14 protein-coding genes are annotated in these 15,239 nt (G+C 47.4%); all 14 read left to right on the top strand.

Annotated elements, in window-relative coordinates; all coding sequences use genetic code 11:
• Window positions 1–188: 188 nt before the first annotated feature.
• The 14 genes from lepA to floA all read left to right on the top strand — a co-directional run bounded on the left by lepA (window position 189) and on the right by floA (window position 15,238).
• On the top strand, window positions 189–2,012 hold the full coding sequence (gene lepA, locus CHL76_RS04570; RefSeq protein ID WP_094907975.1) for a translation elongation factor 4: 1,824 nt from the start codon (window positions 189–191) through the stop codon (window positions 2,010–2,012).
• A gap of 58 nt (window positions 2,013–2,070) precedes the next feature.
• Window positions 2,071–3,213 (top strand): radical SAM family heme chaperone HemW, encoded by a 1,143-nt coding sequence (gene hemW / locus CHL76_RS04565; RefSeq protein ID WP_094907974.1) that lies wholly within the window; start codon window positions 2,071–2,073, stop codon window positions 3,211–3,213.
• A gap of 79 nt (window positions 3,214–3,292) precedes the next feature.
• Entirely contained in the window at window positions 3,293–4,327 is a 1,035-nt protein-coding gene (gene hrcA / locus CHL76_RS04560) for a heat-inducible transcriptional repressor HrcA (protein ID WP_079476861.1), read from the top strand.
• 93 nt (window positions 4,328–4,420) lie between these two features.
• Window positions 4,421–5,002, top strand: a complete 582-nt coding sequence (gene grpE, locus CHL76_RS04555; RefSeq protein WP_233133215.1) for a nucleotide exchange factor GrpE — start codon at window positions 4,421–4,423, stop codon at window positions 5,000–5,002.
• Window positions 5,003–5,039: 37 nt separating this feature from the next.
• Window positions 5,040–6,878 carry a molecular chaperone DnaK gene (dnaK, locus tag CHL76_RS04550; protein WP_094907972.1) on the top strand — a complete coding sequence of 613 codons (1,839 nt, stop codon included), beginning with the start codon at window positions 5,040–5,042 and terminating at the stop codon, window positions 6,876–6,878.
• 171 nt (window positions 6,879–7,049) lie between these two features.
• The gene (dnaJ, locus tag CHL76_RS04545; protein WP_079476858.1) at window positions 7,050–8,171 is read left to right on the top strand and encodes a molecular chaperone DnaJ; all 1,122 of its coding nucleotides are present in this window, start codon (window positions 7,050–7,052) and stop codon (window positions 8,169–8,171) included.
• A gap of 17 nt (window positions 8,172–8,188) precedes the next feature.
• Entirely contained in the window at window positions 8,189–9,133 is a 945-nt protein-coding gene (prmA, locus tag CHL76_RS04540; RefSeq protein ID WP_079476857.1) for a 50S ribosomal protein L11 methyltransferase, read from the top strand.
• An 11-nt stretch (window positions 9,134–9,144) separates the two neighbouring features.
• Complete coding sequence (locus CHL76_RS04535; protein ID WP_094907971.1) at window positions 9,145–9,903, top strand: RsmE family RNA methyltransferase; 759 nt, start codon at window positions 9,145–9,147, stop codon at window positions 9,901–9,903.
• A complete protein-coding gene (mtaB, locus tag CHL76_RS04530) occupies window positions 9,900–11,234 on the top strand; it encodes a tRNA (N(6)-L-threonylcarbamoyladenosine(37)-C(2))-methylthiotransferase MtaB (protein ID WP_079476855.1) in 1,335 nt (444 codons plus the stop codon). Before CHL76_RS04535 ends, mtaB begins: the two co-directional genes overlap by 4 nt.
• A gap of 28 nt (window positions 11,235–11,262) precedes the next feature.
• On the top strand, window positions 11,263–11,931 hold the full coding sequence (gene deoC / locus CHL76_RS04525; protein ID WP_094907970.1) for a deoxyribose-phosphate aldolase: 669 nt from the start codon (window positions 11,263–11,265) through the stop codon (window positions 11,929–11,931).
• Between the two features lie 130 nt (window positions 11,932–12,061).
• Complete coding sequence (gene rpsU / locus CHL76_RS04520) at window positions 12,062–12,235, top strand: 30S ribosomal protein S21 (RefSeq protein ID WP_022794945.1); 174 nt, start codon at window positions 12,062–12,064, stop codon at window positions 12,233–12,235.
• A gap of 20 nt (window positions 12,236–12,255) precedes the next feature.
• Window positions 12,256–12,702 carry a GatB/YqeY domain-containing protein gene (locus tag CHL76_RS04515; protein WP_094907969.1) on the top strand — a complete coding sequence of 149 codons (447 nt, stop codon included), beginning with the start codon at window positions 12,256–12,258 and terminating at the stop codon, window positions 12,700–12,702.
• Window positions 12,703–12,870: 168 nt separating this feature from the next.
• The gene (locus CHL76_RS04510) at window positions 12,871–14,226 is read left to right on the top strand and encodes an NfeD family protein (RefSeq protein ID WP_094907968.1); all 1,356 of its coding nucleotides are present in this window, start codon (window positions 12,871–12,873) and stop codon (window positions 14,224–14,226) included.
• 1 nt (window position 14,227) lies between these two features.
• On the top strand, window positions 14,228–15,238 hold the full coding sequence (gene floA / locus CHL76_RS04505) for a flotillin-like protein FloA (RefSeq protein ID WP_371862268.1): 1,011 nt from the start codon (window positions 14,228–14,230) through the stop codon (window positions 15,236–15,238).
• Window position 15,239 lies beyond the last annotated feature (1 nt).

The raw sequence follows: 15,239 nt of genomic DNA, 5'->3' as shown, positions 1-15,239 counted from the left end.
AAAGGATTCTATCAAAAATCACGACTAAGCGCAAGATTCAGCAGCAAAGAGTTAAATGGAGGAAATTTTCAGAATTAAAGCGAAGTGAACGCGAACGTTGAAGGAAAGGCGGGGCATTGCTATAATAGACGTTAGTCTCTGCGAACGGAACGCACGGCAAAGTAGTAATAACAGGAGTGATCGAATCAATGAAAGAGCATGAAAAACTTGAGCGCCAGAAGCGCATTCGTAACTTTTCGATCATCGCCCATATTGATCACGGGAAATCGACGCTTGCTGACCGGATTTTAGAATCGACCAGCGCGTTGACCCAGCGTGAAATGAAGGCCCAGATGCTGGATGCGATGGATTTAGAAAGAGAACGCGGTATTACGATTAAACTTAATTCTGTACAGCTGAAATATACACATACAGATGGAGTGGAATACATTTTTCACCTTATCGATACGCCGGGACACGTCGACTTTTCCTATGAAGTGTCGCGGAGCCTGGCAGCCTGTGAAGGGGCTCTTTTAATAGTAGACGCCGCCCAGGGCATTGAAGCCCAGACGCTTGCCAACGTGTACCTGGCCCTCGATAACGATCTGGAAATTCTGCCTGTTATCAATAAAGTGGACCTGCCGAGCGCCGAACCTGACCGGGTGAAACAGGAAGTGGAAGACGTTATCGGTCTGGACGCTTCGGAGGCAGTGCTTGCCTCGGCAAAGGATGGACTCGGAACAGAAGAAATTTTAAAGCAGATCGTGGAAAAAGTCCCGCCTCCGCAGGGAGACCCCTCGGCTCCGCTGCAGGGTATGATTTTTGACTCCGTCTATGATACGTATCGCGGGGTTATTGCCTATATCCGGATTAAAGAAGGAACGGTCAAGCCTGGGGAAAAAATCCGGATGATGCAGACGGGAAAAGAATTCGAAGTTTCGGATGTCGGGGTTTTTAATCCTAAACCTGTATCCTGCGATGAACTGACAGTGGGAGACGTTGGATTTTTGATTGCCGGCATCAAAAACGTCGGTGATTCGAGGGTGGGCGATACAATTACAAACGCCCACAACCCGGCTGCAGAACCTCTTCCGGGATACAAACGCATGAATCCGATGGTTTTCTGCGGCCTGTTCCCGACAGATGCAAGCAAATATAACGCCCTCCGGGACGCGCTCGAACGGCTCGAGCTTAACGACAGCTCGCTGCAGTTTGAAGCAGAAACGTCCCAGGCGCTAGGATTCGGTTTCCGCTGCGGGTTTCTTGGCCTGCTGCACATGGAAATTATTCAGGAGCGCATCGAGCGCGAATATAATATCGAACTGATTACTACCGCCCCGAGCGTCATTTATCACGTGCAGATGGTGGACGGGGAAATGAAGGAAATTGACAATCCTTCCAATATGCCCGACGCCCAGCAGGTGGAATGGGTGGAAGAACCGTTTGTGAAAGCTACTGTCATGGTGCCAAATGATTACGTGGGCGCCGTCATGGAGCTTTGCCAGGCCAAACGCGGAGAATTTAAAGATATGCAGTATATGGATGATACGCGTGTAAATATCGTTTACGATCTTCCGTTAACCGAAATTGTTTATGATTTTTTCGATCAGCTGAAATCGCAGACGAAAGGATATGCTTCGTTTGATTATGAATTTATCGGCTTTAAAGAGAGCAATCTCGTGAAAATGGATATATTGTTAAACGGCGAAAATGTCGATGCACTGTCTGTTATTGTTCACCGGGAGGCAGCCTACGAACGCGGAAAAGCTATCGTTGAAAAATTAAAGGATTTAATTCCGCGCCAACAGTTTGAAGTGCCGGTGCAGGCGACGATCGGAAAAAGCGTCATTGCCCGTTCAACGATCAAAGCCATGAGGAAAAACGTTTTGTCGAAATGTTATGGCGGCGATATTACGCGGAAGCGCAAACTGCTTGAAAAGCAGAAGGAAGGAAAAAAACGCATGAAAAGCGTTGGAAAAGTAGATGTTCCGCAGGAAGCATTTATGTCTGTATTAAAGATGGATAAAGACTAAGCAAAGCGGCTGCCTTCCGGGCGGCCTTTGCTTTTTCTATAAATAAGGAGAGAAAAACGTGGCCAAAGGATTGTACGTCCACATCCCTTTTTGCGAATACATTTGTTATTACTGTGATTTTAATAAATTTCTCATCAACAATCAGCCGGTGGATGAATATTTAGAAGCGCTGGACCAGGAGCTTGCTTCTTATAAGATGGATCAGCTGCAGACGGTCTATATCGGCGGGGGCACACCGACTGCACTTTCAGTCGAACAGGTGGAGAAGCTGATGCAGATTGTGAGCCGACACGTTCCGGTGTCCCAGTTGAAAGAGTACACGGTGGAAGTGAATCCAGGAGATGTTGGGGAAGAGAAGCTGTCACTGCTAAAGGCAGGTAAAGTCGACCGGTTGAGCATTGGTGTCCAGACATTCCATGACACCCAGTTAAACAAGATTGGCCGGGGGCATTCAGCGGAAGAAGCGAAAGAAACGGTCCAGGCCGCCAGAAAGTCCGGATTTGATAACATTTCTATTGATTTAATGTTCGGGCTGCCGGGACAGACAATGAAGGACTGGGAAGAAACGCTTGATGAAGCGATGGCGCTTGCCCCCCCGCACGTATCGGCTTACTCTCTGAAAATTGAAAAGCAGACCCGGTTTTATAACTGGTGGAGGGAAGGGAAGATCGCACCGCTTCCGGAAGAAGAGGAAGCGGACATGTATGAACTGCTCGTGGCTCGCCTTGAAAATTATGGGCTGCAGGCTTATGAAATCAGCAATTTTGCGCGTGCGGGGCACAGCAGCCGCCACAACCGGATATACTGGCAGAATGAAGAGTATATTGGGGCTGGGGCCGGGGCTCATGGATATATTAATGGCGTGCGCTATGCTAACGTTAAACCGCTGAACCACTATATCCAGGCAGTTCAGGAAAAAGGCAATCCAGTCCAGTCAACGCATCCAGTGACGAGAAAAGAGCAGATCGAAGAAGAAATGTTTCTCGGGCTTCGTCTATACGAGGGTGTGTCTACGGAACGTTTTTATCAGAAATACGGCTGCACAGTCGAAGATATATATCCGGAAAGCATTCAGGAAGCAAAGCAGAAAGGATGGCTGGCAGAAGCAGACGGCTATCTGTTTTTAACGGAAGAAGGAAAACTGCTCGGCAATGAAGTGTTTACGTTATTTTTGTTGGACGAGGAGCCCGAAAATAATTGACAAAGCAAAAATCCTTTGATAGCTTATAAAATAGATTTAGCACTCGGGTAAAACGAGTGCTAACAGAGGAGAATGTGTAATGCTTACCGATCGACAATTACTCATTTTGCAATCGATCATTGAAGATTATATTCAATCGGCTGAGCCTGTGGGTTCAAGAAGCATCTCCAAAAAAAACAGCATTACGTTCAGTCCGGCCACTATCCGTAACGATATGGCGGATTTGGAGGAGCTCGGTTTTTTAGAAAAAACCCACAGCTCGTCCGGACGCATTCCTTCCCAAAAAGCTTACCGGCTCTATGTGGACCGCCTGCTGCTTCCGTACCGGTTCAGTGAGCCTGAAATGAATAATATTCAATCACTTTTTGCTGGTAAAATACTCGAAGCTGAAGAAGCAGTGAAGGAAACAGCGGGGATATTGTCTGAGCTGACGAGCTATGCCTCTATTGTGCTTGGCCCGGAGATGTTTGAATCCAGGCTCAGGCAGATTCAGATTGTTCCGATCGGAAAAGCAGCTGCTGTTGCTGTCATCGTAACGGATACAGGCTATGTGGAAAACCACACGGTAGCTCTTCCCCCCTCTCTCGAAGCAGGAGAGCTCGAACAAATTACGAATATTTTAAACGAACGCCTGCGGGGCATTCCGCTTTATCAGCTGCAGCGGGCGTTGTTCTCTGAAGTAAGGGACCTTCTGAAAAAGTATGTGCTTAACTATGAAGCAGCTCTTTCATTTACAGAAGAAGCTCTTCGCAAGTCAAGGCATGAAAAAATCTTTTACGGAGGAAAGACCAACCTGCTTAACCAGCCGGAATTTAAAGACGTGGACCGTGTGCGGGCGCTACTTGAATTAATGGAGGAAGAGCATTTGATCCATGAGCTCTTAAAGCCAACCATGAATGGAATGACAATTAGGATCGGCCAGGAAAATACGAATGAAGCGTTTGAACACTGCAGTATTATTTCTGCCACCTATTCTCTTGCCGGGAAGCCGGTCGGAACCATTGGCATTGTAGGGCCGACAAGGATGGAATACCAAAAAGTCATAACCCTTATCAATCATCTTTCCTACGGACTGTCAAATGTGTTGGATGACTTGTACCGGAGAGACTCTTAATGATAGTATTTGTTATTGGTTGATGAACTTAATAAAGAGCCGGATAAAATGTAGCTCTGAACGATAGCAACAGCATTTATGGAGGTGGCGCAGTTGAGCGAAAAGAACAAACAGCAGGAACAAGAAAAAAATGAACAAGAAACACCGAATGAAGAAGTAACAGAAGAAGATGTTGAAATCATCGAACCTGAAGATGTTGAGGAAGATGAACTGGAAGAAGAAACAGGGTCGCGTGAAGCGGAACTCGAAAAAGAAGTAGAGGAATGGAAAAACCGTGCTCTTCGCGCGCAGGCCGATCTAGAAAACGTGCGCCGCAGAGCAAAAGCGGAAAAAGAAGAGGACGCCAAATACCGGGTTCAGCCTCTTGCAGAGGAGCTTCTGCCGGTAATGGATAACTTCGAAAGAGCGATGCAGACCCAGCCGGATAATGAAAGTGCCCAGTCATTTATTGACGGCATGGCTATGGTTTACAATCAATTCCGGACCGCGCTTGAACAGCAGGGAGTAGAAGAAATCCCGGCACAGGGCGAATACTTTGACCCAACCATTCACCAGGCTGTCATGCAGGCTGACGAAGAAGGGTTTGAGTCCAATCAGATTGTGGAAGAAATGCAGAAGGGATACAGACTGAAAGATCGTGTACTGCGCCCTTCAATGGTAAAAGTGAACAACTAATAATTCATATATAGAGTACTGTATAGGAGGAAGAAAAATGAGTAGAACAATTGGCATTGACTTAGGTACAACAAACTCCTGCGTAGCCGTTATGGAAGGCGGCGAAGCACAGGTTATTCCGAATCCGGAAGGCAACCGCACAACTCCTTCAGTTGTAGCGTTCAAAGACGGAGAACGTCAGGTTGGGGAAGTGGCAAAGCGCCAGTCCATCACAAACCCTAACACGATCAGTTCCATCAAGCGTCACATGGGCACAGATTATAAGGTGGAAATCGAAGGCAAAGAATACAATCCGCAGGAAGTTTCTGCGATTATTCTTCAAAAATTGAAGTCTGATGCTGAAAGCTATCTTGGCGAAACTGTTACAAACGCGGTTATTACAGTGCCGGCTTACTTTAACGACTCCCAGCGTCAGGCTACAAAAGACGCCGGCCGCGTTGCAGGTCTGGAAGTAGACCGGATTGTCAACGAGCCGACAGCAGCAGCGCTTGCATATGGGCTGGAAAAAGAAGAGGATCAGACGATTCTCGTGTTTGACCTTGGCGGCGGTACATTTGACGTTTCCATTCTTGAGCTTGGCGAAGGCTTTTTCGAAGTGCGTTCCACGTCCGGCGACAATAAGCTTGGCGGCGATGACTTTGACCAGGTAATTATCGATCATTTGGTGGATGAATTCCGTAAAGAAAACGGCATTGACCTTTCCCAGGATAAAATGGCTGTCCAACGTTTAAAAGATGCAGCTGAAAAAGCGAAGAAAGATCTTTCCGGCGTTACGCAGACCCAAATTTCCCTGCCGTTTATTACAGCAGATCAAAGCGGGCCGAAGCACCTCGAGCTTACACTGACACGCGCCAAGTTTGATGAGCTTTCCTCGAAGCTGGTTGAACGCACAATGGGACCTACAAGACAGGCAATGAAAGACGCCGGTCTCAGTGCTTCCGAAGTGGATAAAGTCATCCTTGTTGGTGGTTCCACCCGTATTCCAGCTGTACAGGAAGGAATTAAAAACTTAACCGGTAAAGAACCACACAAAGGGGTTAACCCGGATGAAGTGGTAGCCGTAGGTGCTGCCGTGCAGGCAGGCGTCCTCACTGGTGACGTAAAAGACGTTGTGCTTCTCGACGTTACACCGCTTTCGCTTGGTATCGAAACAATGGGCGGAGTGACGACGAAACTAATCGATCGGAACACTACGATCCCGACAAGTAAGTCCCAAACGTTCTCCACAGCGGCAGATAACCAGCCTTCCGTGGATATTCATGTGCTTCAGGGTGAGCGTGAAATGGCTGCGGACAATAAAACACTTGGCCGGTTCCAGTTGACGGATATTCCACCGGCTCCGCGCGGTGTGCCTCAAATCGAAGTTACTTTTGATATTGACGCCAACGGTATTGTGAATGTGCGTGCGAAAGATCTTGGCACAAACAAAGAGCAGTCCATTACCATCACTTCTTCTTCCGGCCTCTCTGAAGAAGAAATTGAACAAATGGTAAAAGATGCTGAAGAAAACGCGGAAGAAGACAAAAAGCGTAAAGAAGAAGTAGAAGTACGCAACGAAGCGGACCAGCTCGTCTTCACTACCGAAAAAACATTGAGCGATCTCGGTGAAAACGTAACAGAGGAAGAAAAACAACAGGCAGAAGACGCAAAAGAAAAAGTAAAAACGGCGCTTGAAGGCGAAGATATTGAAGCTATTCGCACAGCGAAAGACGAGCTTCAGGAAATCGTTCAGCAGCTCACAACCAAAATGTACGAGCAGGCAGCGCAACAGGCTCAGCAGGAGCAGGGCGAAGCCGGCGGCGAAAGCAGTGAAGACACTGTAGACGCTGAGTACGAAGACGTTAATGATGACAATGACAACAACAAAAACAGCTAACGATCTGTAGCGCTGATGAATGGGGCTGTCCCGAATAGTGGTCACTTGACTGCTTCTATTCAAGGGGATAGCCCCTTCTTTCTGTAAAGAATATGTTTTTCAGATTGAAGCGTCTTCTTGTAGAATGATAAGATAACACGTATGGACAAGAGCGAGGAGTGAAGATGAACGATGAGTAAACGCGATTATTATGACGTGCTTGGCGTCAGCAAAGACGCAGATGAGCAGGAAATAAAAAAAGCATATAGAAAACTGGCGCGCCAGTATCACCCGGACGTCAACAAAGAAGACGACGCCGAAGAAAAATTTATTGAAATCAAAGACGCCTACGATACATTAAGCGATCCACAGAAGCGTTCAAATTACGATCGTTTCGGCCATGAAGATCCTAATCAGGGCTTTGGCGGCGGTGGTGGAGCTGGCGGTTTTGGCGGCGGCTTCGGCGATATTTTCGATATGTTTTTCGGCGGCGGTGCTTCCAGAGATCCAAATGCTCCGAGACAGGGCGCGGATCTGCAGTATACAATGACGCTCACCTTTAAAGAAGCAGCTTTCGGCAAGGACACAGAAATTGAAATTCCAAAAGAAGAAAACTGTGAAACGTGTGGCGGCGACGGCGCGAAGCCGGGAACTGAAAAAAGAACATGTCGCCAGTGCGGTGGCCAAGGCCAGATGAACGTAGAACAGAATACGCCGTTTGGACGTGTCGTGAACCGGCGCGTATGTGACCGTTGCAGCGGCTCCGGCGTCGAAGTGGAGGAAAAATGTCCTACGTGTAATGGAAACGGACGCATCCGCCGGAACAAAAAGATTAATATTCACATTCCGGAGGGCGTCGACCACGGCCAGCAGATCCGCGTGAGCGGACAGGGCGAGCCTGGTGCAAACGGCGGACCGCCAGGCGACCTGTTTGTTGTATTCAACGTACAACCGCATGAGTTCTTTGAACGTGACGGAGACGACGTCTACTGTGAAATGCCGCTTACATTTGTTCAGGTAACGCTTGGTGATGAAATTGAAGTGCCGACACTGCGCGGGAAAGTGAAACTGAAAATACCGGCAGGTACACAGTCCGGCACGAAATTCCGCCTCCGTAATAAAGGTATTAGTAATGTACACGGCCGCGGGCAGGGCGACCAGCATGTCAAAGTCCAGGTAGTGACACCGAAAAAATTAACGGACCGCCAGAAAGAGCTGCTGCGGGAATTTGCAGAAATCAGCGGCGATGAAGAGACCGATGAACAGCACGGAAATTTCTTTGACCGCGTGAAACGGGCTTTTCGTGGAGAGTAAAAGAGAGGAGCAGGCTTATGAATTGGATTGAAATTTCTGTCCACACCACCCAGGAAGCAATTGACCCTGTTTCATTTGTGCTTCAGGAAGCAGGAGCGAGCGGAGTGGTGATTGAAGATTCGGCCGACCTGGAGCGTGAATGGGAAGAGGCGGAAGATGAATGGTTTATGCTTTCTGAAGATAATTATCCGGATGAAGGCACGCTCGTGAAGGCCTACCTTCCAATGACAAGCTACGTCACCGATACTGTGGAGGAAATCAAGCAATCCATTAACGAACTGCTCCTTTACGATATTGATTTAGGACGAAACCAGGTGGTGCTCAAAGAGATTGCCGAGGAGGACTGGGCAGAGGCGTGGAAAAAATATTACAAACCTGTCCAGATCACGAATAAAATCACTATTGTGCCTTCCTGGGAAGAGTACGAAAAAAAGAGCAGTGAAAAAATCATTACGCTTGATCCGGGCATGGCATTTGGTACCGGCACCCATCCGACAACCGTACTCAGCATGCAGGCTCTTGAAGAGTATACACGTCCGGGAGATGCGGTGCTGGATGTAGGGACCGGTTCCGGCGTGCTTGCTATAGGAGCCTCCTTGTTTGAAGCGGGAGAGATTCTTGCGCTCGATCTCGATGAAGTGGCTGTCAGAAGTGCGAAAGAAAATATTAGCCGTAACGGTATGGCAGAAAAGATCACTGTGGCTCAATCGGATCTGCTGGAATACCAATCAATGCAGGCAGATATCATTGTAGCTAATATTTTAGCGCCAATTATTATCCGCCTCGCGGAAGATGCGTTCAGCTCTCTTCAACCGGATGGTGTGTTTATTACTTCAGGCATCATTGAAAGCAAACGTACAGATGTTGAGCAGGCTCTGACGGAAGCGGGTTTCGTTATTGAGGATGTGCGGGCAGTCGAAGACTGGCTGTGCATTATCGCCCGCCGTCCGCAGGCGTTATAAAGGAGAGGAATATGCAGCATTATTTTGTGGACCCCTCCTCCATACAGCATGAATATATACAAATCACGGGTAATGATGCAAAGCACATTGCCCGTGTTATGCGTATGGGCCCGGGAGAAGAAATTGTATGCAAAGACAACCAGGGACGTGCTTTTGTGAGTGAAATCGAAAGCGTTGAAGAAAAGAGTGTTCGTGCAAAAATAGTCAGCGAATGGACAGCCGGTGCAGAACTTCCTGTAAATGTCATCGCAGCCCAGGCTCTGATTAAGGGAGAAAAGATGGACACCGTTGTACAAAAAGCAACGGAATTGGGAGCCGCGGCGATTTATTTTTATGAAGCGGAGCATTCTGTGGTAAAATGGGATGCGAATAAACGGCAAAAGAAAATTGATCGTTTAAACCGAATTGCTAAAGAAGCAGCAGAGCAGTCAGAGCGGATGTATATACCGGAAGTTGCTTATTTTGCTTCTGTACGGAAGGTTGTAGAAAATACGTCTTCTATGGAGAGCAGAATCGTTTTATCGGAAGCAGAGGCCAGGGCAGGCAGGCCTGCACAGCTTCCAGCCGTATTCAGCCGGAAGCCTGAAACGCTGCTCGCTTTCATCGGGCCGGAGGGCGGTTTTTCCAGTAATGAGCTTTCTCTGCTTGAAGAAAACGAAATTCCTATGACGTCGCTCGGAAAAAGAATTGTCCGCAGCGAAACTGCTTCTTTGCTGCTTCTCGGGGCAGTGACATATTATTATGAAATTCAGGAGGGGAACATACAATGAGATCAGTGGCGTTTCATACTCTTGGCTGTAAAGTAAATCACTACGAAACGGAAGCCATATGGCAGCTGTTTAAAAATAACGGCTACGAAAAAAAGGAATTTGATCAAACCGCAGATGTCTATGTCATCAACACCTGTACGGTGACCAACACCGGAGACAAAAAAAGCCGCCAGGTTATCCGGCGCGCAGTGCGCAAAAATCCGGAAGCTATTATTTGCGTTACCGGCTGTTATGCCCAGACGTCCCCGGGAGAGATCATGGATATTCCCGGCGTCGACATTGTCGTAGGTACGCAGGACCGCAAAAAAATGCTCGACTATATTGAAGAGTACACGGTATCCCGGGAACCGATTAACGGTGTAAGCAACATTATGAAAAACCGGGTGTATGAAGAGCTTGATGTGCCGGAATTTACCGATCGTACGAGAGCATCGCTTAAAATTCAGGAAGGATGCAATAATTTCTGTACCTTCTGTATTATTCCATGGGCCCGCGGCCTTCTTCGTTCGAGAAATCCGGAAGATGTCATGCATCAAGCCCATCAGTTAGTTGATAAAGGCTACAAAGAATTAGTGCTTACAGGTATCCATACAGGCGGATACGGGGAAGACCTGAAGGACTACAACCTTGCTGGGCTTCTGCGGGACCTTGAAACAATCGAGGGTCTAAAACGAATCCGGATTTCCTCCATCGAAGCAAGTCAGATCACCGATGAAGTAATTGATGTGCTCCGCAACTCCAACAAAGTAGTAAATCATCTGCACGTGCCGCTTCAAGCCGGCTCGAACACCGTGCTTAAACGAATGAGAAGAAAATACAGCGTGGAGTTTTATGCAGACCGCCTCGAAAAACTGCGCGAAGCCCTGCCGGAATGTGCTATCACCACAGACGTGATCGTAGGTTTCCCAGGAGAAACAAAAGAAGAATTTCAGCAGACGTACGACTTTATCCGGGACCAGCGTTTCTCAGAGCTGCACGTGTTTCCGTATTCGAAGCGCACGGGTACGCCTGCTGCTAAAATGAATGACCAAGTTGAGGAGGAAGAAAAAAATGATCGGGTGCACCGTCTGATTGAACTTTCCAACCAATTGGCCAAAGAATATGCTTCGCGTTTCGAAAATGAAGTCGTGGAAGTAATCCCGGAAGAGGAAGATAAGGAAAAACCAGGATACTTTGTCGGCTATTCGACAAATTATATAAAAGTCCGTTTCCCTGCGAAACCGGAATGGCGCGGTGAGATTGTACGTGTGAAAATTACGGACGCCGGCTACCCGTTGAATGAAGGGGAATTTGTCCGCGTGCTCGACCCTGACGCGGCAACGCTTGTATAACTATAATAGTTGAACTGGAGGAGAAAGCATGGCAGATCTCGCGCAATATATCGATCATACGCTGCTGAAGCCGGAAACAACATTTGAAGACATTAAACGTATCGCCACCGAAGCGAAAGATAATCATTTCAAATCTGTGTGCATTAATCCGGCAATGGTCCCGTTAGCGGCTAAGGAACTAGAAGGCTCCGATGTGCTCGTTTGCACGGTAATTGGCTTTCCGCTCGGTGCTACGAATCCGGAAACAAAAGCGTTTGAAGTAAAAAATGCCCTTGCTAATGGAGCAAAGGAAGTTGATATGGTTATTAATATAGGCGCGCTAAAGAGCGGGGAAGACGCCCTGGTCCGCGCAGATATTGAAGCAGTAGTACAGGCTGCTAATAAGGAAGCACTGGTGAAAGTCATCATCGAAACAGCGCTGCTGACGGATGATGAAAAGAAAACGGCCTGCAGTCTTGCCGTAGAAGCCGGCGCAGATTTTGTAAAGACCTCCACTGGATTTAATGGAGGCGGAGCAACAATTGAAGATGTGCGGCTGATGAAAGAAGCGGTGGGCGACCGCGCCGGAGTGAAAGCAAGTGGCGGGGTCAAAGACCGGCAGACCGCTCTTGCATTAATTGAGGCCGGAGCTTCCCGGCTCGGTGCAAGTTCCGGTGTGAAAATTCTGCAAGGCGAAACCTCAAGCGAAAACTACTAACAATCTGAACTTTCCTGCTCGTTGATTTTTTGGCATAGATGCTTTATACTATTTACCAAATGGCTAGTATTTGAGTAAACTTCTTTATTCATGTATTGGTTAGATTGGTTGTTCGGAGGGAGGGAATCACATGGCAGAGACAAGAAAGAAAAAGAATGAAGATATTGATGCCGCTCTTCGCCGTTTTAAGCGTAGCCTTTCCAAAGAAGGAACAATGGCTGAAGTGAAAAAACGCAAACACTACGAAAAACCTAGTGTTCGTCGTAAGAAGAAAAGCGAAGAAGCTAGAAAACGTAAGTTTTAAGTAAAGAAGGTGCTGCATCCTTGGAACTCATGGATCGTTTAAGCAGTGACATGAAATCAGCAATGAAAAACAAGGAAAAACAGCGTTTGAATGTTATCAGAGGCCTGAGGGCTTCGATGCAGAATGAAGCCATCAAGCTCAATAAAGAGCTTGATGAAAGTGAAGCAACAGCGGTGTTAAACCGTGAAATGAAACAAAGAAAAGATTCCCTCCATGAGTTTGAAAACGCAGGACGGGAAGATTTAGCAGAACAGACCAGGTTCGAAATGAACGTCATATCTGAATATCTTCCTGCTCCTTTATCGAATGAAGAACTGGAATCGATTGTAAAAGAAACCATTCAAGAGCAGAATGCTTCTTCGATGAAAGATATGGGAATAGTGATGTCTGCAGTGATGCCTAAAATTAGCGGAAAAGCAGATGGTTCTCAGGTAAATCAATTAGTGAAAAAGCATCTGTCTTCTTGATAATATGAAATCTAGAGATCGAATCAGGGTTTAGTGCCGGTTCGGTCTCTTTTTTTAAACTTATGCCGCTCTTACTACTGAAATAAACGGGAAAAAATTGAAACGCTTTTATCTTTATCCTCGTACATAAGAATATAGACATATAACTATTGAACGGGAGGAGGGATAATGGTGGAGCAGAGAAAAAGCAGATGGCTGGCTGTCTTTCTTGCGATTCTTTTTACGATGGCCGCGTGGCTTCCAGCTTCTGTACAGGGAGCTGGTGAAAATCAGACAGTGTACGTTATTCCGGTTGAGCAGACCGTGGAGCAGGGAATGGCTGCATTTTTGGAACGATCGGTAGAGGAAGCAGAAGAAGCGGAAGCCGACCGGATTATTTTTGAGCTTGACACTCCTGGTGGTGCGGTAGATGCCGCAGGAGAGATTGCTTCAATTATTAATGAAACGTCTATTCCAACGACAGCATACGTAACGGAACAGGCGATGTCAGCAGGGGCATTTCTGGCTCTGAGTGCTGACGAAATTGCGATGGCACCTGACACGGAAATGGGAGCAGCCCAGGTTATTGACGGCTCAGGTAACGCAGCATCTGATAAGGCTCAATCAGCCTGGGTATCCAATATGGTCAATGCTGCTGAATCAAATGACAGAGATCCGGTGTATGCAGAAGCCATGGCCGATCCTGGAGTGGATCTGCCTGATTACCGTGCCGGTGAAGGCGAGCTGTTAACGCTTACAGCCTCGGAGGCAGCTTCTGAGGAAGTAGGTTATGCAGAATACATTGCTGACAGCAGAGAGGATCTTCTCAGCCAGATGAACCTGGGAGACGCGGCAGTAGAAGAAGCAGACATCAGTGCAGCCGAGCAGATAGCCAGATGGGTGACCAGTCCCTATGTAATCCCGATTTTACTGAGCGTCGGCATGATCGGGTTAATACTTGAAGTGTTTTCGCCGGGCTTTGGCATTTTTGGAGGTATCGGCCTTGCGTCTTTAGGACTTTTCTTTTTTGGTCATATGATTGCCGGGTTTGCTGGCTTCGAAGGGCTGCTTCTGTTTGGCGTCGGCTTAATATTACTGCTGGTAGAATTCTTTGTTCCTGGTTTTGGAATTTTTGGTATATTAGGTATAGGGGCAGTTGTCGGCAGCTTATTTATGTCCTCGTTTTCTGTTTCGGTCATGGCAATTTCCGTGGCGCTGGCAGCCGTAGCGGCTATCATTGCAGCGGTAGTCATGGTGGTTGGCTTTGGAAAACGGGGGCCGATGAAAAAGCTGGTCCTGCAGGATACTTTCTCTTCGAAGGAAGGATACGTGTCGAGTGAAAGCAGAAAAGATTTATTAGGCAGGAAAGGAACAGCATTAACCCCGCTGCATCCTACCGGCGCGGTAGATATTGACGGTGAAAAAATCGATGTTGTTTCAGACGGCCGCTATCTTGACCGCGGAGACGATGTGCAGGTAGTGCGTGTAGAAGGCACGCGTGTTGTAGTAAAGCCATACTCTAACAAAGAAAGAAGGGAATCATAACATGGGCATTGATTTAGGTCTCGTTGTTGTATTAGCTATTATTTTAATAGCACTCGTCATTCTATTTACTTTTGTACCAGTTGCGCTTTGGATTTCGGCGCTTGCAGCAGGGGTGAAAGTAGGTATTTTCCAACTGGTCGGTATGCGGCTCCGGAGGGTTATTCCGTCAAGAGTAGTAAACCCGTTGATTAAAGCGGAAAAAGCCGGACTTGATATTGAACTGAACAAGCTTGAAGGCCACTATCTGGCCGGTGGTAACGTGGACCGGGTGGTCAACGCCTTAATTGCTGCCCAGCGTGCAAATATTGAACTTACATTTGAGCGTTGTGCCGCCATTGACCTTGCCGGCCGTGACGTACTGGAAGCTGTACAGATGAGCGTTAACCCGAAAGTTATTGAAACACCGTTTATCGCCGGTGTTGCAATGGATGGTATTGAAGTGAAAGCAAAAGCAAGAATAACCGTACGGGCAAACATTGACCGTCTCGTGGGGGGCGCTGGTGAAGATACCGTCATCGCCCGGGTTGGTGAAGGCATTGTTTCAACGATCGGTTCATCCCAAAACCATAAGCAAGTATTGGAAAACCCGGACAGCATTTCCCAGACGGTTCTTTCCAAAGGCTTGGACTCAGGTACGGCTTTTGAGATTTTATCCATTGATATAGCCGATATTGATATCGGCAAGAACATCGGCGCAGAACTGCAGACGGACCAGGCGGAAGCAGATAAAAACATCGCCCAGGCAAAAGCCGAAGAACGTCGTGCGATGGCTGTAGCCCAAGAGCAGGAAATGAAAGCACGTGTAGAAGAAATGCGCGCGAAAGTTACCGAATCCGAAGCAGAAGTACCAATGGCAATGGCGGAAGCACTGCGTTCCGGAAATCTTGGTGTTATGGATTACATGAATATTCAAAATGTAATGTCTGATACAGATATGCGTGAATCGATCAGTAAATCCGGTAAAGACGACGATCAAAACGGACCGTATAGCCGTCCGCACACCGATAATTAAG

Origin of the sequence: Marinococcus halophilus, from assembly GCF_002265875.1 — a bacterium.
In the GTDB taxonomy this organism is placed as follows: Bacteria; Bacillota; Bacilli; order Bacillales; family Marinococcaceae; genus Marinococcus; species Marinococcus halophilus.
This window is presented reverse-complemented; position numbering and strand designations above follow the sequence as displayed.